17 protein-coding genes are annotated in these 21,319 nt (G+C 71.2%); 9 read left to right on the plus strand and 8 right to left on the minus strand.

Translation table 11 applies throughout. The annotated features are described in order from the left end of the window. Positions 1 to 175: 175 nt before the first annotated feature. The 5 genes from ACFUPX_RS25580 to ACFUPX_RS25600 all read right to left on the minus strand — a co-directional run bounded on the left by ACFUPX_RS25580 (position 176) and on the right by ACFUPX_RS25600 (position 6,152). A complete protein-coding gene (locus ACFUPX_RS25580) occupies positions 176 to 1,486 on the minus strand; it encodes a DUF58 domain-containing protein (protein WP_383327046.1) in 1,311 nt (436 codons plus the stop codon). Next, positions 1,486 to 2,466, minus strand: coding sequence for an AAA family ATPase (locus tag ACFUPX_RS25585; protein WP_383327190.1), 981 nt, complete (start codon positions 2,464 to 2,466; stop codon positions 1,486 to 1,488). The genes ACFUPX_RS25580 and ACFUPX_RS25585 overlap by 1 nt, the downstream gene beginning before the upstream one ends. Beyond that, positions 2,466 to 3,575 carry a DUF4350 domain-containing protein gene (locus ACFUPX_RS25590; RefSeq protein ID WP_383327049.1) on the minus strand — a complete coding sequence of 370 codons (1,110 nt, stop codon included), beginning with the start codon at positions 3,573 to 3,575 and terminating at the stop codon, positions 2,466 to 2,468. Before ACFUPX_RS25590 ends, ACFUPX_RS25585 begins: the two co-directional genes overlap by 1 nt. Positions 3,576 to 4,135: 560 nt before the next feature. Continuing rightward, positions 4,136 to 4,843, minus strand: coding sequence for a DUF4129 domain-containing protein (locus tag ACFUPX_RS25595; RefSeq protein WP_383327052.1), 708 nt, complete (start codon positions 4,841 to 4,843; stop codon positions 4,136 to 4,138). Positions 4,844 to 4,847: 4 nt separating this feature from the next. Continuing rightward, complete coding sequence (locus ACFUPX_RS25600) at positions 4,848 to 6,152, minus strand: hypothetical protein (protein WP_383327055.1); 1,305 nt, start codon at positions 6,150 to 6,152, stop codon at positions 4,848 to 4,850. 140 nt (positions 6,153 to 6,292) lie between these two features. Between ACFUPX_RS25600 and mtnA the strand changes: the two genes are divergently transcribed. The 7 genes from mtnA (at position 6,293) to ACFUPX_RS25635 (ending at position 14,998) form a co-directional block, all read left to right on the plus strand. Further along, entirely contained in the window at positions 6,293 to 7,486 is a 1,194-nt protein-coding gene (gene mtnA, locus ACFUPX_RS25605) for an S-methyl-5-thioribose-1-phosphate isomerase (RefSeq protein WP_383327057.1), read from the plus strand. Between the two features lie 4 nt (positions 7,487 to 7,490). Then, on the plus strand, positions 7,491 to 8,180 hold the full coding sequence (gene mtrA, locus ACFUPX_RS25610) for a two-component system response regulator MtrA (protein WP_202121190.1): 690 nt from the start codon (positions 7,491 to 7,493) through the stop codon (positions 8,178 to 8,180). Between the two features lies 1 nt (position 8,181). Further along, entirely contained in the window at positions 8,182 to 10,323 is a 2,142-nt protein-coding gene (gene mtrB, locus ACFUPX_RS25615) for an MtrAB system histidine kinase MtrB (RefSeq protein ID WP_383327061.1), read from the plus strand. After that, positions 10,313 to 12,160 (plus strand): LpqB family beta-propeller domain-containing protein, encoded by a 1,848-nt coding sequence (locus tag ACFUPX_RS25620; RefSeq protein ID WP_383327064.1) that lies wholly within the window; start codon positions 10,313 to 10,315, stop codon positions 12,158 to 12,160. The genes mtrB and ACFUPX_RS25620 overlap by 11 nt, the downstream gene beginning before the upstream one ends. 131 nt (positions 12,161 to 12,291) lie before the next feature. Next, a complete protein-coding gene (locus ACFUPX_RS25625; protein WP_383327067.1) occupies positions 12,292 to 13,050 on the plus strand; it encodes a ComF family protein in 759 nt (252 codons plus the stop codon). Positions 13,051 to 13,364: 314 nt separating this feature from the next. Next, entirely contained in the window at positions 13,365 to 14,057 is a 693-nt protein-coding gene (gene hpf, locus ACFUPX_RS25630; protein WP_383327070.1) for a ribosome hibernation-promoting factor, HPF/YfiA family, read from the plus strand. Positions 14,058 to 14,254: 197 nt separating this feature from the next. After that, positions 14,255 to 14,998, plus strand: a complete 744-nt coding sequence (locus ACFUPX_RS25635; protein WP_249589571.1) for a response regulator transcription factor — start codon at positions 14,255 to 14,257, stop codon at positions 14,996 to 14,998. 20 nt (positions 14,999 to 15,018) lie between these two features. Here ACFUPX_RS25635 and ACFUPX_RS25640 read toward each other — a convergent pair whose 3' ends face one another. Continuing rightward, positions 15,019 to 16,209: a winged helix-turn-helix domain-containing protein gene (locus tag ACFUPX_RS25640; protein WP_383327074.1), complete on the minus strand. Its 1,191-nt coding sequence runs from the start codon at positions 16,207 to 16,209 to the stop codon at positions 15,019 to 15,021. 73 nt (positions 16,210 to 16,282) lie between these two features. Then, a complete protein-coding gene (locus ACFUPX_RS25645) occupies positions 16,283 to 16,855 on the minus strand; it encodes a GNAT family N-acetyltransferase (RefSeq protein WP_383327077.1) in 573 nt (190 codons plus the stop codon). Positions 16,856 to 17,078: 223 nt separating this feature from the next. Here ACFUPX_RS25645 and secA point away from each other — a divergent pair, with 223 nt between their 5' ends. Next, positions 17,079 to 19,922, plus strand: a complete 2,844-nt coding sequence (secA, locus tag ACFUPX_RS25650; protein WP_383327081.1) for a preprotein translocase subunit SecA — start codon at positions 17,079 to 17,081, stop codon at positions 19,920 to 19,922. 99 nt (positions 19,923 to 20,021) lie between these two features. Here secA and ACFUPX_RS25655 read toward each other — a convergent pair whose 3' ends face one another. Then, entirely contained in the window at positions 20,022 to 20,474 is a 453-nt protein-coding gene (locus tag ACFUPX_RS25655; protein ID WP_383327084.1) for an Rv3235 family protein, read from the minus strand. Positions 20,475 to 20,813: 339 nt separating this feature from the next. Between ACFUPX_RS25655 and ACFUPX_RS25660 the strand changes: the two genes are divergently transcribed. Beyond that, on the plus strand, positions 20,814 to 21,314 hold the full coding sequence (locus ACFUPX_RS25660; protein ID WP_383327087.1) for a DUF6912 family protein: 501 nt from the start codon (positions 20,814 to 20,816) through the stop codon (positions 21,312 to 21,314). The last annotated feature ends 5 nt before the right edge of the window (positions 21,315 to 21,319 follow it).

Consider the following 21,319-nt stretch of genomic DNA (forward strand, 5'->3'; position numbering starts at 1 on the left):
GCCGATGGTACTGCAGGGGGGACCCTGTGGGAGAGTAGGACGCCGCCGAACTATTATTAACGGGAAACCCCCGCACCCTCTGGGTGCGGGGGTTTCCTGCGTTCCAGGTACTCGTTCCAGGTATGTATTTCTCATTCTCATTCAAGGCCCCTTCATGGGGCCTTTTTTGTTTCTGTCAGAGGCGGCCGGCGGCCTTCAGGGACAGATATGCGTCTGCCAATGCGGGGGCCAGGTCGGTGGGGGTCGCGTCCACGACCGTGACGCCGTGGCGGGTCAGTTGTTCTGCCGTGCGCTGGCGTTCCGTGTGGGCCTGGGCGGCGGCCGCAGCGTCGTACACGGCCTCTGTCGTTCCGCGGGCCTTGGCCATGTGCTCGATGTGGGGGTCGGCGACCGATGCGAGGACGACCGTGTGGCGCTGGGTGAGGCGGGAGAGCACGGGGAGCAGGCCCTCTTCGATGGGGGCCGCGTCGAGGCTGGTCAGCAGCACGATCAGGGAGCTGCGGTTCGCGGTGCGGAGAGCTGTTGAGGTCAGGCCCCTGGCATCTGTTTCCACGAGTTCCGGTTCGAGCGTGGCCAGGGCGTTGACGACCGAGGGGAGTACCTCGCCTGCTGCCTTGCTCTGGACCAGGGCGCGAACCCGGCGGTCGTATGCGAGGAGGTCCACGCGGTCGCCCGCTCGGGAGGCCAGGGCCGCCAGGAGCAGGGCCGCGTCCATCGAGGCGTCCAGGCGTGGGGCGTCGCCGACGCGGCCCGCCGACGTGCGTCCTGTGTCGAGGACCAGCAGGATGTGGCGGTCGCGTTCGGGGCGCCAGGTGCGGATGGCGACGGTGGACTGGCGGGCGGTGGCGCGCCAGTCGATGGAGCGGGTGTCGTCGCCGGGTACGTAGTCGCGCAGGCTGTCGAATTCGGTGCCCTGGCCTCGGGTCAGCACGCTGGTGCGGCCGTCGAGTTCGCGGAGGCGGGCCAGCTTCGAGGGGAGGTGCTTGCGGCTGGTGAAGGGCGGCAGGACCCGGAGTGTCCACGGGACCTTGTGGCTGCCCTGGCGGGTGAGGAGGCCCAGGGGGCCGTACGAGCGGATGGTGACGCGGTCGGTCCGGTGGTCGCCGCGACGGGTGGGGCGCAGGCGGGTGGTGAGGCGGCGGCGCTCGCCGGGCGGGATCGTCAACCGGTGGCGGGATGCCTCGACTTCGGTGCCGGGCTGCCAGCTGCTAGGGGGCCAGGCGTCGCGGAGCTGGGCGCGCAGGGGGCGGCCGGAGGGGTTGGTGACGGTCAGCTCGATGTCGGCGGATTCTCCGAGGCGTACGGAGGTGTCGCCCGCGCGGGTCAGGCCGAGGCGGCGTACGGGAGCGGCCAGGGCGAAGTCGCAGGCGCAGGCCAGGGCCAGTGGGGCGTTCACCGCGAGGATGCCTGCCCAGCTGGGCCCCCAGATGCCTACGGGGAGGCTGCCGATGGCCGCCAGGAGGGCTGTGCGGCCGGTGAGGGCCATCAGCGGGGGACCGGGACGTGGGTGAGGATCGCGTTGATGACGGAGTCGGCCGTCACGCCCTCCATCTCGGCCTCGGGGCGGAGTTGGACGCGGTGGCGGAGGGTGGGCAGGGCGAGGGCCTTCACGTCGTCGGGGATGACGTAGTCGCGGCCCGTCAGCCAGGCCCAGGCGCGGGCGGTGGAGAGCAGGGCGGTCGCGCCGCGGGGGGAGGCGCCCAGGGTGAGGGAGGGGGACTCGCGGGTGGCGCGGCAGATGTCCACCACGTAGGCGGTGATCTCGGGGGAGATCGATGTCTTGGCGACCGCCGCGCGGGCTGCCTCCAGGTCGGCGGGGCCCGCGACGGGGCGGATGCCGGCGGCGTGGAGGTCGCGGGGGTTGAAGCCCTCCGCGTGGCGGGTCAGGACGTTGATCTCGTCCTGGCGTGAGGGGAGGGGGACGGTGAGCTTGAGGAGGAAACGGTCCAGCTGGGCTTCGGGGAGCGGGTACGTGCCTTCGTACTCGACCGGGTTCTGGGTGGCCGCGACGAGGAAGGGCTCGGGGAGCGGGCGAGGGGTGCCGTCGACCGTGACCTGGCGTTCCTCCATCGCTTCGAGGAGCGAGGACTGGGTCTTGGGCGGGGTGCGGTTGATCTCGTCGGCGAGGAGGAGGTTGGTGAAGACCGGGCCCGGCTGGAAGGAGAACTCGGTGGTGCGGGCGTCGTAGATGAGGGAGCCCGTGACGTCGCTCGGCATCAGGTCCGGGGTGAACTGGACGCGCTTGGTGTCGAGTTCGAGGGATGCGGCCAGCGCGCGGACGAGGAGGGTCTTCGCGACCCCCGGTACGCCTTCGAGGAGGACGTGACCGCGGCAGAGCAGGGCCACGACGAGGCCCGTCACCGCGGCATCCTGGCCGACCACGGCCTTGGAGATCTCGGTGCGCAGGGACTCCAGCGAGGAGCGGGCGGCGTCGGAGCTCCCGGCGTTGTCAGTGGTCGGGTCCATCATGAAGTACGTACCTCTCTTTCGAGGGCGTCGAGTTGGTCGGCGAGGGTGATGAGGGCTGCGTCGTTGGGCGGGGGTGGGCCGAAGAGGAGGGGGAGGGGGTCCTGGCCGGGGGTGCGGAGCTTGGCGGTCAGGGCGGGGAGCAGGGTTTCGGGGGAGTGGGCCTGGCCGGGGGACAGGCCGATGAGACGGGCGATGCGGGTGCGGGTGGTCGAGCGGAGGGCGGCGGCCGCGCGGTCGCGGGCGTTCGCCTTGCGGTAGAGGCGGGCTCGGCCTTCGACGGTTTCCGAGGCGCGGATGGCCACGGGGAGGCGTTCGGGGACCAGTGGGCCCAGGCGGCGGGCGCGCCACAGGGCGGCGAGTGCGGCGGCGACGGTGAGTTGCAGGGTGCCCCAGCGCCAGCCGTCGGGGATGAGGTCGAAGAAGTCGCGGTCGGCGGTGTCGTCGGCGCCGGCGTCGTCGGAGAGCGAGGGGAGGTACCACACCAAGTGGGGGCGGGAGCCGAGGAGTTGCAGGGCGAGTGAGGCGTTGCCCTGCTTGTCGAGGCGGTCGTTGAAGAGGATGTCCGGGGCGCCGAGTACGACGGTGTCGCCGGGGCCTTCGGCCGCGGGGAGGTGCAGCAGGCTGGGCAGGCCGTCGCTGAGGTAGCAGGACTCGGCGTCCGGGGCGAGGGTGTCGTAGCGCAGGCCGCCCGTGTCGGCGGAGCCCGCGCGCCTGGCCGCGGGCAGGGCGCAGCGGGGGGAGAGCGTCGAGTCGAGGCTGGGGGTGGCGTCCGCGGTGACCCCCGGGGCGAGGGTGCTGACCGAGGGGGTGCCTGGGGCGATGAGGACGGTGCGGCCCCGGGAGTCCTCGGTGGCCGCGCGGAGGCGGGACTGCTGGCGCTCGGTGAGCCGGTCGGGGGAGGCCACCAGGAGCGTGGTGTCGGGGCCTGCCGCTGACCTGGCCTGTGCGGAGGTGGTGACCACGCGGGTGGATACACCGCGGTCCGCGAGGAGTTCGGCGACCGCGCGGCTGCCGTAGGGGTCGGCCGAGCGCGGGTCGAGGCGGCCGTGCTGGGCGCCGGAGCGGACGGCGGCCATGGCGATGGCGGCTGCCAGGAGGACGACCAAGGCGAGGAGGATGCCGCGGGTTCGGGTCCAGAGTTGGCGGGGGGTGGGGGCGGAGGAGGTCGGGGGAGCGGGGGTGGTGGCTTCGGGGAGGGGGGTGGTGGTCGTGGCTGTGGTGAGCCCGGTGTGGGGGGTGCGGGGCGTTGTGGTGGCCCCGGAGTGGGTGGAGCTGGGCGTGGCAGTGGCAGTGGCAGGTCCCGGGAGCGTGGCGCTGGGCGTGGCGGACTCGGGGGGTGTGCTGGCTTCGGGTCGAGAAGTGTTGGGTGTGGCGGGGTCGTGGGGTGTGCTGGGTGTGGCGGGGTCGTGGGGTGTGTTGGCCTTGGGGGGTGTGCTGGCTTCGGGTTGAGAAGTGTTGGGTGTGGCGGGGTCGTGGGGTGTGCTGGGTGTGGCGGGGGCGTGGGGTGTGTTGGCCTTGGGGTGGGGGGTGTTGGGCGTGGTCGGGGTGTTGGTTGGCTTGGCCTCTGGCTGTGTATCGGGGCCTGTGTGGGGTTCCGGCTCGGCGCCTGTCTCGGTCTCGGTGTCGTTCTGGGAGTCGGCAGGGTTTGTGGGGTCCTGGGGGGCCGTCAATTGGGGGCTCCCTGGGGGGTGTTGCTCAGGGTGGGGCGGGTTTGGGTGAGGGCTTTGTCCAGGGTGGTCAGGCGGGTGTACGTCTGTTCTGTGGCCGTGCGGGCGCCGTAGGTGACGGCGTCGAACGACTGGGCCGCCGCGTGGAGTTCCGTGGCGTGGGTCGGGAGGGTCCGGGAGGCTTCGGCTGCTGCTTCGTCGGCTGTGCGGCCGGGGCGGGGGTCGAGCAGGGCGCGTTCCTCCAGGGAGCGGACGATGGCGCGCATGCGTTCCTGGACGGCCTGGTTCCAGTGGGCCTGTGCCGCGTGTGCCTCGGCGGCGGCGCGGTGTTCCGCGGCGGTGCGGGGGCGGTCGTCGAAGAGGGCGGGCGAGGTGGTGGGGGACCGGTGGGGGGTGCCCAGGCGCCACCACAGGGCCGCCAGGAGGGCCAGTACGGCGACGACGATGACCACGAGGCCGAGGGCGCCGCCCGGGGTTGCCCCCGAGGCGGCGGTGAACAGGCCGTCGACCCACTCCCAGAAGCGGTTCAGGGCGCGCTGCAGGAGGCTCGGGTCGTTCTGGTGGTAGGCGGGGTCGGACAGTTCGCGTTCGGCGGCCTCGCGTGCCGGGGCGCGCGGGATCGTCACCGGTGGGTCGTCCTCGCCGGTGCGGGCGAGGACGAGTGGCGCGGTCACCGCTCTTGAGCTGCCCAGGACTGCCCCCGTCATCGCATCAGCTTCCGGGGGTCCCGGGGGTGTTCGAGCCGTTCGTGTCCTGGAGGCCCGCCGCGCGGGCGAGTTCCAGGTCCAGGGCCTCGCGGCGGATCCGCTGGTCGATGTAGAGGAGGACCGTGACGCCCGCGGTGATCGGGAACGTGAGCATCGAGCCGATGACCGAGCCGACGCCGCTGACGATCAGGAAGGTCCAGCCGAGGTCGCTGGTGCCGCTGTCGAGGAAGCCGGTGACGCCGTCGCCGCTCACCGCGCCCGCGATGAGCGTGAAGGGGATGACGATGATCGACGCCACTACGTTGGCGATGATCGCGGCGAGCAGCTGGATGCCGAACACCCGCCACCAGGAACCGCGGACCAGCTTCGCCGAGCGGGTCAGTGACTTCTTCACGCCCTGCTTCTCCAGCATCAGGGCGGGCGAGGCGAGCGAGAAGCGGACGAGGAGCCAGATGGCGACGACGCCGGCGGCGAATCCGCCGAGGACGGCGAGGCTGATGCCCGCGTCGGACGCCCCGGCCACCGCGATCAGCACGCCGGGCAGGGTGCCGACGGCGACGACGGCCATGCCGATGAGCGGGAGGAGCAGCGTCAGGCCGATCAGCCTGGGCAGCTGCGGCTTGGAGTCCTGCCATGCCTCCGCCGTGGTGACCGACTTACCGAGCACCGCGCGGCTGGTGACCATCGTGAGCAGGGCGGTGGCGACGATCGTGCCGAGCAGGGTGATCAGGAGGATCACGCCGGAGCTCAGCAGGGTGTCGCCCAGGGCGCGGGTCAGTTCGCCGACGGTCGCGCTCGGGTCGTCCAGGACGTCCGTGGTCTCGCTGTCGTTGAGGACGAGCCCCTGGAGCAGGATGACGACGATCTCCGTGAACACGGCGACGGCGAGGGAGATGCCGAGCACCGTGCGCCAGTACGTACGCATCGTGGAGACCGCGCCGTCCAGGATCTCGCCGACGCCGAGTGGCCGCAGCGGGATGACGCCGGGCTTGGCGGCGGGCGGCGGGCCCTGCCACGCGCCCCAGCCGGGGTAGCCGCCGGGTCCACCGGGGCCGGGTCCACCGGGGCCGGGGCCGCCGGGGCGTGCGCCGCCCCAGCCGCCGCCGGGCGGCGGCGGAGGAGTGGGCGGGGTCTGGCTGGGCGGGGGCGGGCTCGGGGCGGACCACTGGGCGGGCGGTGGCTGCTCCTTGGACCACTTCGAGCCCGGACCGTCGGGCTTGTCAGCGGGCTCGGCAGGTTCGGACTTGCCGGAGTCCTGTCCGTCGGAGGGGGCGGATCCGGGCGAAGCCCAGCCCGGAGTGTCGTTCATCGTCGCTCCTTCACGGTGCCCGTCCGCGGTCGCGGCGGCCGGTTGGCAGCCATCGTGCCACGGCACGCCCTTGCGGTGACCGGGCAGCGTATGGGCTGCACACCTTCAATTGTCCGTCAGGTACGGGGCAGACTGGGCGGATGGCTGATCAGTACGCGCAATCCGGCGAGGACACACGGCCGACCGAGACCCCGATGAGCTCAGCGCGACCAGCGGACGCGAAGCCCCAGGCGATCCCCGTGATCCGCTGGGCCGAGCCGCCGGAGGGCCCCGTACTGGTCCTCCTCGACCAGACCAGGCTGCCCGGCGAGGAGACCGAGCTGGTGTGCACGGACGCGCCGGCCCTGGTCCAGGCGATCCGCACCCTGGCCGTCCGCGGGGCGCCGCTGCTGGGCATCGCCGGTGCGTACGGCGTCGCACTGGCCGCCGTACGCGGCTTCGACGTGGACGAGGCGGCGGGCGCGATCGCGGGGGCCCGCCCCACCGCGGTCAACCTCGGCCACGGCGTCCGCAGGGCCCTGACGGCATACCGCTCGGCGGTCGAGGGCGGGGCCGACCAGGAGCTCGCGGGCGCCGCGGCGCTCGCGGCGGCGCGGGCGCTGCACCGGGAGGACGCCGAGGCCAGCGCGAGGATGGCGGTGCACGGTCTGGCGCTGCTCGACGAGATGCTGCCCGGCGGCGGTCACCGCATCCTCACGCACTGCAACACGGGGGCGCTGGTCTCCGGCGGTGAGGGCACGGCGTTCGCGGTGGCCCTCGCCGCGCACCGCAAGGGGCACCTGCGCAGGCTGTGGGTGGACGAGACGCGGCCCTTGCTGCAGGGTTCGAGGCTGACCGCGTATGAGGCGGCGAGGGCCGGAATGGCGTACACCTTGCTTACGGACAACGCGGCGGGGTCGCTGTTCGCGGCGGGTGAGGTGGATGCCGTACTGATCGGCGCCGACCGCATCGCGGCCGACGGTTCGGTGGCCAACAAGGTGGGGAGCTATCCGCTCGCGGTGCTCGCCCGCTACCACCACGTTCCGTTCATCGTGGTGGCTCCGGTCACGACCGTGGACCCGGGCACCCCGGACGGAGCGTCCATCGAGGTGGAGCAGCGGGCGAGTCATGAAGTGACGGAGGTCACGGCGCCGTATGTGCCGATGGCCGGTTTTGAAGCGGGAGGCGGGATCGCGGTGGCACCTCTGGGGACCCAGGCGTACAACCCCGCGTTCGATGTGACACCACCGGAGTTGGTGACGGCGATCGTCACCGAGGAGGGTGTCGTGTCGCCCGTGACAGCAGGGGGCCTGGGCGAGCTGTGTGCCAGGTCACCCCAGGTATCGATGAGCTAATGGGATGATGTCAGGCATGAAGGGACGAGTCCTTGTCGTCGACGACGACACCGCACTGGCCGAGATGCTCGGGATTGTGCTGCGTGGAGAAGGTTTTGAGCCGTCGTTCGTAGCTGATGGCGACAAGGCGCTGGCCGCTTTCAGGGAGGCAAAGCCGGATCTTGTACTGCTGGATTTGATGTTGCCGGGCCGTGATGGCATCGAGGTGTGCCGCCTGATCAGGGCGGAGTCCGGGGTGCCGATCGTCATGCTCACGGCGAAGAGCGACACCGTGGACGTCGTGGTCGGGCTCGAGTCCGGCGCCGACGACTACATCGTGAAGCCCTTCAAGCCGAAGGAGCTGGTGGCCCGCATCAGGGCGCGGCTGCGGAGGTCCGAGGAGCCCGCGCCGGAGCAGCTGACCATAGGTGATCTGGTCATCGACGTGGCGGGGCACTCCGTGAAGCGTGAGGGGCAGTCGATCGCGCTGACGCCCCTGGAGTTCGACCTGCTGGTCGCGCTCGCCCGCAAGCCGTGGCAGGTGTTCACGCGTGAGGTGCTCCTGGAGCAGGTCTGGGGCTACCGCCACGCGGCCGACACCCGTCTGGTGAACGTGCACGTCCAGCGGCTGCGCTCGAAGGTCGAGAGGGACCCCGAGCGTCCGGAGATCGTGGTGACCGTCCGTGGTGTCGGTTACAAGGCCGGACCGAGCTGACGTGAGCCGGGACAGTTCCCCCGCACCGCCCGGAGCTCCGGGCGGCCGTTCGGGGCGGACTGGAGGGGCCCGGAGCGCGGGATCGGCGCGGCGCGGCTCGACGTTCGGGCGGCTGCTCGACGGCGGTCTGCTGTTGCAGGACGGGGTTCAGGGAAGCCCCGTCCTGAGGCTCTTCGTGCGCTGGGTGCGGCGTCCGCTGCTGCCCGCGCTGCGGCTGTGGCGGCGCAACATCCAGCTGAAGGTCGTCGTCACGACGCTGCTCATGTCGCTGGGTGTCGTGCTGATGCTCGGCTTCGCCGTCATGAGTTCGGTGAACAACGGCCTGCTCAAGGCCAAGGTGAAGGCTTCGCAGAGCCAGGCCGACGGCGGTTTCAGGGCCGCTCAGGACGAGGCGAACTCGGCCCGGCCGCGCTCCGGTCAGGACAGCGGCGGCGGCACGTCGGGCGGCGGGGCCGTGCCGCCCACGGCCATGTGGATGTCCGACCTGGTGGAGCAGCTCTCCAGCGGCGGTCAGAGCGCGTTCAACGTGGTGACGCTGAGCCCGACGTCCAAGGCCGATGGCGCCAGCGTGCGCGGGCCGCGTGCCTCCGGGGGCGTGGACCCGATCCAGAGCGTGCCCGAGTCGCTGCGCGACAGCGTCGACAAGGGCACCAGGGCGTACCAGAGCAATACGCGGATCGTCTTCAACGACGGTCGTGACGCACAGCCGGGCCTGGTCATCGGCAAGCGTCTTAACGACCTGAACGGCGATCCCTACCAGCTGTACTACCTCTTCCCGCTGACCCAGGAGGAGGAGTCGCTCGGCGTCGTCAGGACGACGCTCGCCACCGCGGGTCTGTTCGTCGTGGTGCTGCTCGGCGCCATCGCCTGGCTGGTGGTGCGCCAGGTCGTCACGCCGGTGCGGATGGCGGCGGGCATCGCCGAGCGGCTGTCCGCCGGGCGCCTTCAGGAGCGTATGAAGGTCACCGGAGAGGACGACATCGCGCGCCTCGGTGAGGCCTTCAACAAGATGGCGCAGAACCTCCAGCTGAAGATCCAGCAGCTGGAGGAGCTCTCGCGGATGCAGCGCCGGTTCGTCTCGGACGTCTCGCACGAGCTGCGTACGCCGCTGACGACCGTGCGGATGGCGGCCGACGTCATCCATGACGCGCGCGTGGACTTCGATCCGGTGACGGCGCGGTCGGCCGAGCTGCTCGCCGATCAGCTGGACCGGTTCGAGACGCTGCTCGCGGATCTGCTCGAGATCAGCAGGTTCGACGCGGGTGCGGCGGCCCTGGAGGCCGAGCCGATAGACCTGCGTGAGGTCGTACGACGGGTCGTGGGCGGCGCCGAGCCGCTCGCGGACCGCAAGGGGACGCACATAAGGATCGTCGGGGACCAGCAGCCCGTGGTCGCCGAGGCCGACGCGCGCCGGGTGGAGCGGGTCCTTCGCAACCTCGTGGTCAACGCCGTGGAGCACGGCGAGGGCCAGGACGTCGTGGTGCGGCTCGCGGTGGCGGGCGGCGCGGTCGCGATCGCGGTGCGGGACTACGGAGTGGGGCTCAAGCCCGGCGAGGCGACCCGGGTGTTCAGCCGCTTCTGGCGGGCCGACCCGGCACGCGCGCGTACCACCGGTGGTACGGGTCTCGGGCTCTCCATCGCCCTTGAGGACGCACGGCTGCACGGCGGCTGGCTCCAGGCGTGGGGCGAGCCGGGCGGCGGTTCGCAGTTCCGTCTGACGCTGCCGCGCACGGCGGACGAGGCGTTGCGGGGATCGCCGATACCCCTTGAGCCCGATGACTCGCGGCGCCACCGGGGACTGAACGAGGCGGGTCTGCCGCTCGCCGGCGCGAACAAGCTCGCCACGGTGCCGGTGCAGCCGTCGGGCGCGGAGCGGGTGCCGCCGCCGGTTCCGGCGAGGGCGCCGATCGCGCCGCGGCTGGCGCAGGCGGCTGCGGTGGACCCCACCGCGCTGCCGGGCAGTGGCGCGCGTGTGGTGCCGCGGCGGCCCATGGACGACGACATGCCGCGCGGCGATGAGCCCGAGGGCCCCGCGTCCCAGGGGGAGCGCGGCAGCGCGGCGGAGGCCGCGCCGGACGCGGATCGGGCCAGTGGGACGGAAACGGATCCCGCCAGGGAAGGGGAGGCCTCTCGTGGGCGCTGACCACGATCGCCGCGCGCACCGGCGTGCACTGCGGGCCGCTCTGCTGTTCGGCTCCTGCGGGGCGCTGCTCGCGGGCTGTGCCTCGATGCCCGACAGCGGCAACCTGAAGGCGGTCGACGCCTCCCAGCGGCCCGACTCGCAGTCGCAGGTCCGTGTCTATGCGATGCCGCCCGGTGAGGACGCGGGGCCCGAGGAGATCGTCGGGGGCTTCCTGGAGGCGCTGACCAGCGACGACCCGGAATTCGCGATGGCGCGCAAGTACCTGACCAAGGAAGCGTCCAAGAGCTGGCACCCGGATGCGCAGACCACGGTGCTCGAGAGCGGGCCCACCACGGGATCGGGCAGCGTCGGGAACAGCGAGACCGGCCTCTCCTTCCCGCTGACCGGGCGCAAGGTCGCCACGGTCGACGAGGAGCACGCCTACCAGCTCGACAACGACGCGTACGACCAGATCGTCCACCTCTCCCAGCAGGACGGGCCGAACGGCAAGGAGTGGCGGATCGACCGGGTGCCGCCGGGCGTCGTGCTCGGGCAGTCGGACTTCCAGCGGATCTACTGGTCCGTCAACAAGTACTACTTCGCGACGCGTTCGTCCGGAGCGGCCGGTGGCGGCCAGGAAGGGCTGGTCGCCGACCCCGTCTACATACGCCAGCGAATAGACCCCGTGACGGAGAGCGTCAAGGCCCTCCTCGACGGGCCCACCACGTGGCTCAAGCAGGTCGTGGGCACGCGCTTCCCGACGGGTACGCGGCTCAAGGCGGACACCGGGACGCTGGCACCCGACGACCAGGGCAAGCTGACGGTGCCGCTGAACGCGAAGGCCGATGCCATAGGCCAGGAGCGGTGCACGGAGATGGCCGCGCAGATGCTCTTCACGCTCCAGGACCTGACGTCGTCCGGCGTCGAGGAGGTGGAGCTGCAGCGCCGCAACGGTTCGCAGCTGTGCGTCCTGAGCAAGGATCGGGCCGAGTCCGTCACCGCGCGCCGCACCGCGGAGCGCCCCGGCTTCCAGTACCTCATCGACGACAAGCGGCGCCTCGTGCGGATGCCGGCCGGGGAACGCAAGGTCGATCCGCAGCCCGTGCAGGGGCGGCTGGGCAGTGGCGAGCAGCCGCTGCGGTCCGCCGCCGTGTCGCGGGACGAGGAGCGGGCGGCCGGGGTCTCGCTGGACGGGCGCTCGCTGTACATGGGGTCGCTGGTCTCCGAGGGCGCGCTCGGCAAGCCGGAGGTGCGCAGCAAGGCCAAGTCCGAGGAGGACGGGCTTTCCACGCCCAGTTGGGACGGCCGCGGCGACCTCTGGGTGGCCGACCGTGACCGGAAGCGGCCGCGGTTGCTCTGGCTGGAGCAGGGCGCGGGAGAGCCGCTGCCGGTCAAGATCCCCAACCTCGACGGGCGGATCGAGGCGGTGCGGGTGTCGGCCGACGGCGTACGGATCGCGCTGCTCGTGAAGAAGGACGGCAAGACGTCCCTGCGGATCGGCCGCGTCGAGCGGACCGGCACCAAGGGCGAGCAGCCGGAGATCTCCGTGGACGGACTGCGCCGGGCGGCGCCGCAGATGGAGGAGGTCACCGCCATGTCGTGGGCGGGCGGCAGCCGTCTCGTGGTGGTCGGGCGCGAGTCCGGCGGTGTGCAGCAGATGCGGTACGTCCAGTGCGACGGCTCGGTCCCCGCGGGCGCCACGCTGCCCGGTCTCACCGGCGTGAAGGAGATCGCGGCGTCCGAGGACGAGACGCGACCGCTGGTGGCGCACTCGGACGACGGGATCGTACGGCTGCCGACGGGTGCGCAGTGGCAGACGGTCGTCAAGGAAGGGACCGCGCCGGTCTACCCGGGGTGATGGCGCGAGAGGCGCAACGGCTCTCGGGTGCCGTGGAGTTGTCCACAGGGGCGGCTGTCCGCGGGCGGTGATGAGGGGGCGGTTGTCCACAGGGGTGGCAGGGGCGTGCGCGCCTTGGCACAGTGGTGGGCATGCCGGGGTGGTGGCAGGACCTGACCGATCTCGTGCTGCCGGCCGAGTGCGGGGGCTGTGGCAGACCTCGTACGGCGCTGTGCGCGCGGTGCCGCGAGGCCCTGTGCGGGCGGGCGCCGGGCCGGGTGAGCCCCGATCCGCGGCCGCCGGGGCTGCCGGTGGTGCATGCGGCGGCTCCCTACGAGGACGCGGTGCGGGCGCTGCTGCTCGCGCACAAGGAGCGGGGTGCGCTGGGTCTCGCGGGGCCGCTGGGCGCGGGTCTCGCGGGGGCCGTGTGGGCGGGGCTGCGGGGGGTACGCGGTGAGACTCAGGTGCTGCTCGTGCCCGTGCCGTCGGCTCGCGGGGCCGTGCGGGCGCGTGGGCACGATCCGGTGCGGCGGATCGCGCTGGCCGCCGCGGGAGAGCTGAGACGGGGCGGGACGCCGGCCCGGGTGCTCTGCGTGCTGCGTCAGCGGCGTGCCGTGGCGGACCAGTCGGGGCTCAACTCCCGGCAGCGGCAGGTGAATCTGCGGGGCGCCCTGGAGGTGACCGCGGGTGGCGGGCGGCTCATCGCCGGGGGTGGCCGGGTCGTGGTCGTCGACGACCTGATGACCACCGGCGCGTCCTTGGTGGAGGCGGCCCGCGCAATACGTGACGCACACACGGAAAGTGAAAAGCGAGCCGTGGTGGTAACAGCCCGTGAAATACCGTGCGAGAACACGATCACTGCCGCTGTTGTCGCGTCCTCGCCGGATTCTTTCGGAATAAACCGGAACTGACTGGGAACTTGCATCGTTGCAGGTAGTGAGAGTGCCAATGCACCTGAATGGAGGTACGCGGCGGTAGAGGGTGACGACATCCGTCCGGGCGAGATATGTTCGGTTGTGAGGAATGGCGAACGCCGTCCCTCGCATATCGGAATGCCGGTGCTGGGTTTTCTGCAATCACCCGGGCCGGTCGGGGTGGAGATCTTGTTCGCGGGGGAGGAGGAGGTGGAAGTCACCGAGTCCGAGGCTCCGGGAGTCACCGGGGCCTGGTGCAAAAGGGAGATGCTCCGCCGCCGAAGCGGAGCGATCCGGGAACGGAGTTCTGCGTGGACATCGTCGTCAAGGGCCGCAAGACCGAGGTAACCGAGCGGTTCCGCAAGCACGTGGCCGAGAAGCTGAACCTGGAGAAGATCCAGAAGCTCGACGGCAAGGTGATCAGCCTGGACGTCGAGGTGTCCAAGGAGGCCAACCCGCGTCAGGCCGACCGTTCCGACCGCGTGGAGATCACTCTCAGCGGGCGCGGACCCGTCATCCGCGCGGAGGCCTCGGCGACCGATCCGTACGCGGCGCTGGACCTGGCCACGGCCAAGCTCGACGCACGGCTGCGCAAGCAGCACGAGAAGCGCCACAACCGGCGCGGCAACGGCAGGCTCTCCGCCGCCGAGGTCGCCGAGCGGGTACCGGACGCGGCGACTCTCAACGGGGACGGCAGCGTCGCACGTGAGGAAGAGCCGGACGGCGTGCCCGTCAAGAGGATCGGCTCGCTTGAAGTGCAGGGCGAAGGCCCGCTCGTGGTCCGCGAGAAGACCCACGTGGCGGCCCCGATGTCGCTCGACCAGGCGCTCTACGAGATGGAACTCGTCGGGCACGACTTCTACTTGTTCGTCGACTCGGAGTCCAAGGAGCCGAGCGTCGTCTACCGGCGGCACGCCTACGACTACGGCGTCATCCGCCTCAACACCGACCCGATGGTCGCGCAGCCCGAGACGGGCGGCGGTGGCGGTGCGCTCGGCGGCTGACCCCGGGTCGGCCGAAAGCTGAGAGGGTGCCCCTGGAGCGCGTGTGCGCCCCCAGGGGCATCATCATGCGACCCCTGCGCGCACCGCGCGGCCGTCCGGGCATGAAATCATGGGCGGAGCCGGCCAACCGGTGCGCTGTCGCCTCGGGTTGGCGGCAGCCGACGCACTACGGGCCATGGCCTTCAGGGGGAGGAACGATGGCGGACAGCTTCGGACCGATGCGGGACCAGGATGCCGACCAGGGCATCGGCATCGGCACGGACGCGGGTGCCCCGCGCAAGGAGCCCATCCGGGTCCTTGTGGTGGACGATCACGCGCTTTTCCGCCGGGGCCTGGAGATCGTCCTCGCCGCCGAGGAGGACATCCAGGTGGTCGGCGAGGCGGGCGACGGGGCCGAGGCGGTGGACAAGGCCGCCGATCTGCTGCCGGACATCATCCTCATGGACGTACGCATGCCCAAGCGCGGCGGCATCGAGGCGTGCACCTCCATCAAGGAGGTCGCGCCGAGCGCCAAGATCATCATGCTGACGATCAGCGACGAGGAGGCCGACCTCTACGACGCGATCAAGGCGGGCGCCACGGGCTATCTCCTCAAGGAGATCTCCACGGACGAGGTGGCCACCGCCATTCGCGCGGTCGCCGACGGGCAGTCGCAGATCAGCCCGTCCATGGCGTCGAAGCTGCTCACCGAGTTCAAGTCGATGATCCAGCGCACCGACGAGCGCAGGCTGGTGCCCGCGCCGCGGCTGACCGACCGCGAGCTGGAAGTCCTGAAGCTGGTGGCGACGGGCATGAACAACCGCGACATCGCGAAAGAGCTGTTCATCTCCGAGAACACCGTGAAGAACCACGTGCGCAACATCCTGGAGAAGCTGCAGCTGCACTCCAGGATGGAGGCGGTCGTGTACGCGATGCGGGAGAAGATCCTCGAGATCAGGTGAGGGCGGTCAGGTGACGGCGGTCAGCTGAGGGCGCGGACCAGCTCGGCGGTCAGCTCGGGGCGGTTCATCCGCTCCACCCGTACGGAATCGCAGTTCACCCAGGACGCCGCTTCACGGAGCGCCTGGGCCACCGCGGGCACCGCCTTGGGGCTGTCCAGGGACACCTGCTTGGCGACCAGCGTGCTGCCCTCGCGGGCGGGATCCACGCGGCCGACCAGGTGGCCCCCGGCCAGGACCGGCATCGCGAAGTAGCCGTGGATCCGCTTGGGCTTGGGGACGTACGCCTCCAGGCGGTGGGTGAAGCCGAAGATCCGCTCCGTGCGGGCCCGCTCCCAGATCAGGGAGTCGAAGGGCGAGAGGAGCGTCGTGCGGTGGCGGCCGCGCGGGGCGCTCTCCAGGGCCGCGGGGTCGGCCCAGGCGGGCTTGTCCCAGCCCTCCACCGTCACCGGGACCAGCCCCGAGTCCGCCACCACCGCGTCGAACTGCTCGCCCTTGAGGCGGTGGTAGTCCGCGATGTCCGCGCGCGTGCCGACGCCCAGCGACTGGGCGGCGAGGCGGACCAGGCGGCGCAGGCACTCCGCGTCGTCCAGGTCGTCATGGAGCAGCGTGCCGGGGATGGCGCGCTCCGCGAGGTCGTACACCCGCTTCCAGCTGCGGCGCTCGGTGCAGACCACCTCGCCGTACATCAGCGCGCGCTCGACGGCGACCTTCGCGTCCGACCAGTCCCACCACTCGCCCTTGTTCTTCGCGCCGCCCAACTCCGTCGCGGTGAGGGGGCCTTCGGCGGTGAGCTGCTTGATGACCGTGTCGTACGCCCCGTCGGGCAGGTCGTGGTGCCAGTGCGGGCGGGTGCGGTACGCGCGGCGGCGGAAGGCGAAGTGCGGCCACTCCTCGATGGGCAGGATGCACGCGGCGTGCGACCAGTACTCGAAGGCGTGCGGCCGGGCCGGTCCCGCGCCGGACGATGCCCCGTCCCAGTACGCCGCCTCGATCCTGTCGCGGCCGACCGCTCCGAGGCGGGCGTACGGAATGAGCTCGTGGGAGCGGGCCAGGACCGAGATCGTGTCGAGCTGGACCGCGCCCAGATGCCGCAGCACGCCCCGCACACCGGACCTGCGGTCCGGGGCGCCCAGGAACCCCTGGGCGCGCAGCGCGATGCGGCGGGCCTCGTCGGCGGAGAGGGCGGTGGCGTGGCGCGGCAGGCTCGTCATGCCGGAAACGATAGGCGGCGGCACTGACAACGCCTGTGGCCGGTGCGAACGGCTCCGGGGGCCGGGGCGGGGCTCAGTCCCTGGCCGGCAGATACGGCAGGCCCGAGGCCATGCCGAGGTCGCCGGGGAGCAGCGCGCCGACCCAGCAGTCACGGAGCGTGGCCTTGTTCAGGAGGGCGCCGCGCAGGGTGCCCTCCACGGTGAACCCCGTCTTCTCGACCACCGCGCGCGATCCCGTGTTGCCGACCTCGGCGCGCCACTCCAGGCGGGTGCAGCCCAGGTCGGTGAAGGCCCACCCGGCCAGGGCGAGGACGACCTCCGTCATGTAGCCGTTGCCCCGGTGCTCCTTCGCCGTCCAGAAGCCGATCTCCCAGGCGCCCGAGCGCGGGTGGTGCAGGCTGGCGGCGGCGATCAGGGGGCCGCCGCCCCGGGGGCGTACGGCGAAGGTGTACTCCGTGTCGTAGCGCCACCCGTCCGGCACCATGCGGGTGATGAAGCCCTCCGCATCCGTGCGCGCGTACGGCGAGGGGATCGTGGTCCAGCGCTGGATGTCGGGGTCCTGGCAGGCCGCGTACGTCTCGTCGGTGTCGGCGGGCGTGAACGTGCGCAGGATCAGGCGTTCGGTGGTGAGGGTGACGGGCTCCATCCGGTGATTCTGCGGGGGTGAGGGAACTGAGGCCAGTGCTTTTGGCCGACCTTTCACCCGCATTTCGCCGAGCGCTGATCGGCACAACCCGGCACCTTCCAGGCCCCCCGTCCGTTGACGTATCGGCAGACCTCCCGGCGCGGCCCGCTCCTCGCTTACGATGGCCGTTGCCCTATGAGTAAACCGACCATGCCAGGCCCGACCGGCAAGGAGACCAACCCTCGTGTCCGTCCTCTCGAAGATCATGCGTGCAGGCGAAGGCAAGATCCTGCGCAAGCTGCACCGCATCGCGGACCAGGTCAACTCCATCGAAGAGGACTTCGTCAGCCTCTCCGACGCCGAGCTGCGCGCGCTGACCGAGGAGTACAAGGAGCGTTACGCCGACGGCGAGACCCTTGACGACCTCCTCCCCGAAGCCTTTGCCACGGTGCGCGAGGCCGCCAAGCGCGTCCTCGGCCAGCGGCACTACGACGTCCAGATGATGGGCGGCGCCGCGCTGCACCTCGGCTATGTGGCCGAGATGAAGACCGGTGAGGGCAAGACGCTCGTCGGCACCCTCCCCGCATACCTCAACGCCCTCTCGGGCAAGGGCGTGCACCTGATCACGGTCAACGACTATCTGGCCGAGCGCGACTCCGAGATGATGGGCCGCGTCCACAAGTTCCTGGGCCTGCGTGTCGGCTGCATCATCGCCAACATGACGCCGGCCCAGCGTCGCGAGCAGTACGCCTGCGACATCACGTACGGCACGAACAACGAATTCGGCTTCGACTACCTGCGCGACAACATGGCGTGGTCGAAGGACGAACTGGTGCAGCGCGGCCACAACTTCGCGATCGTCGACGAGGTCGACTCGATCCTGGTGGACGAGGCCCGTACGCCGCTGATCATCTCCGGCCCCGCCGACCAGGCCACCAAGTGGTACGGCGACTTCGCCAAGTTGGTCACCCGCCTCACCAAGGGCGAGGCCGGCAACACCCTCAAGGGCATCGAGGAGACCGGGGACTACGAGGTCGACGAGAAGAAGCGCACCGTCGCCATCCACGAGTCCGGTGTCTCCAAGGTCGAGGACTGGCTGGGCATCGACAACCTGTACGAGTCGGTGAACACCCCGCTCGTGGGTTACCTCAACAACGCCATCAAGTCCAAGGAACTCTTCAAGAAGGACAAGGACTACGTCGTCATCGACGGCGAAGTCATGATCGTCGACGAGCACACCGGCCGTATCCTCGCCGGCCGCCGCTACAACGAGGGCATGCACCAGGCGATCGAGGCGAAGGAAGGGGTGGACATCAAGGACGAGAACCAGACCCTCGCCACCATCACCCTTCAGAACTTCTTCCGCCTCTACAAGCGCCACGACCACGAGGACAAGGAAGTCTCCGGTCTCTGCGGCATGACCGGTACGGCCATGACCGAGGCCGCCGAGTTCCACCAGATCTACAAGCTGGGCGTCGTGCCGATCCCGACGAACCGCCCCATGGTCCGCGCCGACCAGTCGGACCTGATCTACCGCACCGAGGTCGCCAAGTTCGCCGCGGTCGTCGACGACATCGCCGAGAAGCACGACCGGGGCCAGCCGATCCTCGTCGGCACGACCTCCGTGGAGAAGTCGGAGTACCTCTCCCAGCAGCTCTCCAAGCGCGGCGTCCAGCACGAAGTGCTGAACGCGAAGCAGCACGACCGTGAGGCGCCGATCATCGCCCAGGCCGGCCGCAAGGGCGCCGTCACCGTCGCCACGAACATGGCCGGACGAGGCACCGACATCAAGCTCGGCGGCAACCCCGACGACCTCGCGGAGGCGGAGCTGCGCCAGCGCGGCCTCGACCCCGTCGAGCACGTCGAGGAGTGGGCGGCCGCGCTGCCCGCCGCCCTGGAGAAGGCCGAGCGCGCCGTGAAGACGGAGTTCGAGGAGGTCAAGGACCTGGGTGGTCTGTACGTCCTTGGCACCGAGCGCCACGAGTCGCGCCGTATCGACAACCAGCTGCGCGGTCGTTCCGGCCGTCAGGGCGACCCGGGCGAGTCCCGGTTCTACCTGTCGCTCGGCGACGACCTGATGCGTCTGTTCAAGGCGCAGATGGTCGAGCGCGTGATGGCCATGGCGAACGTCCCGGACGACGTGCCGATCGAGAACAAGATGGTGACGCGCGCGATCGCGTCCGCCCAGTCGCAGGTCGAGCAGCAGAACTTCGAGACGCGTAAGAACGTCCTGAAGTACGACGAGGTCCTCAACCGCCAGCGCGAGGTCATCTACGGCGAGCGTCGCCGCGTCCTGGAGGGCGAGAACCTCCAGGACCAGGTCACGCACTTCATGGACGACACGATCGACGCGTACATCGCGGCGGAGACCGCCGAGGGCTTCGCCGAGGAGTGGGACCTGGACCGGCTGTGGGGCGCCTTCAAGCAGCTCTACCCGGTGAGGGTCACCGTCGATGAGCTGGAGGAGGACGCGGGCGACCGCGCGGGGCTGACCGCCGAGTTCATCTCCGAGTCCATCAAGGACGACATCCACCAGCAGTACGAGACGCGTGAGGAGTCGCTCGGCTCCGAGATCATGCGTGAGCTGGAGCGGCGCGTGGTCCTCTCGGTGCTCGACCGCAAGTGGCGCGAGCACCTCTACGAGATGGACTACCTCCAGGAGGGCATCGGCCTGCGCGCCATGGCGCAGAAGGACCCGCTGGTCGAGTACCAGCGCGAGGGCTTCGACATGTTCAACGCCATGATGGACGGCATCAAGGAAGAGTCCGTCGGCTACCTGTTCAACCTGGAGGTCCAGGTCGAGCAGCAGGTCGAGGAGGTTCCGGTGTCGGACGCGGCCGAGGCCGGGACGTCGCTGGACAAGAAGGACGCCGTTCCCGCCGGTGGCGGCCGTCCCGAGATCCGCGCCAAGGGGCTCGACGCCCCGCAGCGGCCCGACCGTCTCCACTTCCAGGCGCCGAACGCCGAGGGCGGGGTCGACGAGGGGGACTTCGAGACCGAGGACGCGGGCCTGCGGTCCGAGTCGGACGGGATGACCCGCGCGGAGCGCCGCAAGGCCCAGAAGGGCGGGCGTCGCCGCAAGAAGTAGTGGCGTGACGCCGTAAGCAGTACTGCTGGGGGCCGGGCACCGTGAGGTGCTCGGCCCCCTTCGCGTTGGCCCCTTCGCGTTGCCCCCCCCTCGCGTTCTTCAGGGGGCCGGGCTGCCCACCTCCACGGCCGTGCAGCGCCACCGCTGGTCCGCGCCCAGGTGCAGGCGGAAGGCCAGCGCCCTGAGGGCGGCGGGGCCGGTGCCGATCCTCGCGAAGACCTCGTAGACCCCGGGGCGTGGTTCGTAGTGGCCGATGCGGTGGACGGTGGGGCGGCGGCCGTTCACGGTCAGCGGGGCGAGTTCGGCGAGGCGGGTCAGGTCGTCGAAGGCGGTGTGGGCGATGTGGCGGGCCGCCCAGTGGACCGGCTTCTGGCCGCTGAGCACCAGGAGCAGCCGTTCGGCGAAGAGCTCGGTGGGGTGCGGTGGGGGCTGCGGCGGGGTCCTGAGCGGGCGTGGCGCCGTGCGCGCCGCCGTGGGGCGGCGGGGGTCCGTGCGGCCCGGTGGGCGGGTGGTCCCCGGGCGGGAGCGGGGCCTGGTCATTACCTTCTGCATGCCGATCGCCTCCGGCTTCGCTGTCCCGGCTCGTGGGGTGCGGGGGAGCACCTGGAATACCGGGGAGTAACTTCCGTTGGAGATCTTGTACGGGGGCGGAGGCGGGGGTCGCAAGAGCGGGCCGGTGGCGGGGGCGGGGGCCCGGGAGTCACCTATCAGGGTGACGGGGGATGCGTCGTCCCTTGGGGGCGTTGGGGTGGGGTGGGTGAAGGGCGGGGGTGCGGGCTGACGTGGGGGGTGGGCACGGGGCGCAGCTCGAAGGGGGACTCCCGCGCGTATTCTGGGGGCTCTTCCGTGCCCTTCCGATTCTGTGCCTTCCGACTGAGAAAGCGGGCCGTCATGCGCGTCTACGTTCCCCTGACCCTGAGCCGTCTCGCCGAGGCGTACAAGGCGGGCGAGCTGGGGCCGGAGCCGCTGACCGCCTATGCCGTGACGCCCGCCCTGCGCGAGTGGTACGTCTCGGACGACATCGAGGAGCTGGAGTACGCCGCCCTGAACCGGGCCGGGCTCGCCTCGCTGCGGCTGATCGCCGGTGACCCGGGGGCGGCCCGGCGCCGGGTCGTGCTGGCCGCGGACGTGCCCGACGCGGCGCTGGAGGCGGAGCCGGAGCAGGAGGTGTCGGGGCTCGGGCAGGTGCGGATCGCCGGGGTGCTGGGGCTGAAGAAGGTCGCGGCCGTGCACGTGGACGCGGTGGACGCGGAGCGGGACGTCGCCGCGGCGGCGGAGGTTCTGGGGGCCGCGGACCAGGGGGACGGCGACGCGCGGTTCACCGTGGACGGGGTCGAGGACCATGAGCTGCTGTGGTTCGCGACACAGGAGATTCCCGGGCTGCTCGGCTGAGGGCT

It is taken from the genome of Streptomyces sp. NPDC057302, assembly GCF_042667685.1.
In the GTDB taxonomy this organism is placed as follows: Bacteria; Actinomycetota; Actinomycetes; order Streptomycetales; family Streptomycetaceae; genus Streptomyces.

Bases quoted from the DNA above. Each gene is read 5' to 3' on its own strand.
- ACFUPX_RS25640 (WP_383327074.1), bottom strand. From the start codon at position 16,209: ATGACGAGCCTGCCGCGCCACGCCACCGCCCTCTCCGCCGACGAGGCC.
- ACFUPX_RS25625 (WP_383327067.1), top strand. From the start codon at position 12,292: ATGCCGGGGTGGTGGCAGGACCTGACCGATCTCGTGCTGCCGGCCGAG.
- mtnA (WP_383327057.1), top strand. From the start codon at position 6,293: ATGGCTGATCAGTACGCGCAATCCGGCGAGGACACACGGCCGACCGAG.
- ACFUPX_RS25660 (WP_383327087.1), top strand. From the start codon at position 20,814: ATGCGCGTCTACGTTCCCCTGACCCTGAGCCGTCTCGCCGAGGCGTAC.
- ACFUPX_RS25595 (WP_383327052.1), bottom strand. From the start codon at position 4,843: ATGACGGGGGCAGTCCTGGGCAGCTCAAGAGCGGTGACCGCGCCACTC.
- ACFUPX_RS25655 (WP_383327084.1), bottom strand. From the start codon at position 20,474: ATGCAGAAGGTAATGACCAGGCCCCGCTCCCGCCCGGGGACCACCCGC.
- ACFUPX_RS25635 (WP_249589571.1), top strand. From the start codon at position 14,255: ATGGCGGACAGCTTCGGACCGATGCGGGACCAGGATGCCGACCAGGGC.
- ACFUPX_RS25645 (WP_383327077.1), bottom strand. From the start codon at position 16,855: ATGGAGCCCGTCACCCTCACCACCGAACGCCTGATCCTGCGCACGTTC.
- ACFUPX_RS25600 (WP_383327055.1), bottom strand. From the start codon at position 6,152: ATGAACGACACTCCGGGCTGGGCTTCGCCCGGATCCGCCCCCTCCGAC.
- mtrA (WP_202121190.1), top strand. From the start codon at position 7,491: ATGATGTCAGGCATGAAGGGACGAGTCCTTGTCGTCGACGACGACACC.
- ACFUPX_RS25580 (WP_383327046.1), bottom strand. From the start codon at position 1,486: ATGGCCCTCACCGGCCGCACAGCCCTCCTGGCGGCCATCGGCAGCCTC.
- ACFUPX_RS25585 (WP_383327190.1), bottom strand. From the start codon at position 2,466: ATGGACCCGACCACTGACAACGCCGGGAGCTCCGACGCCGCCCGCTCC.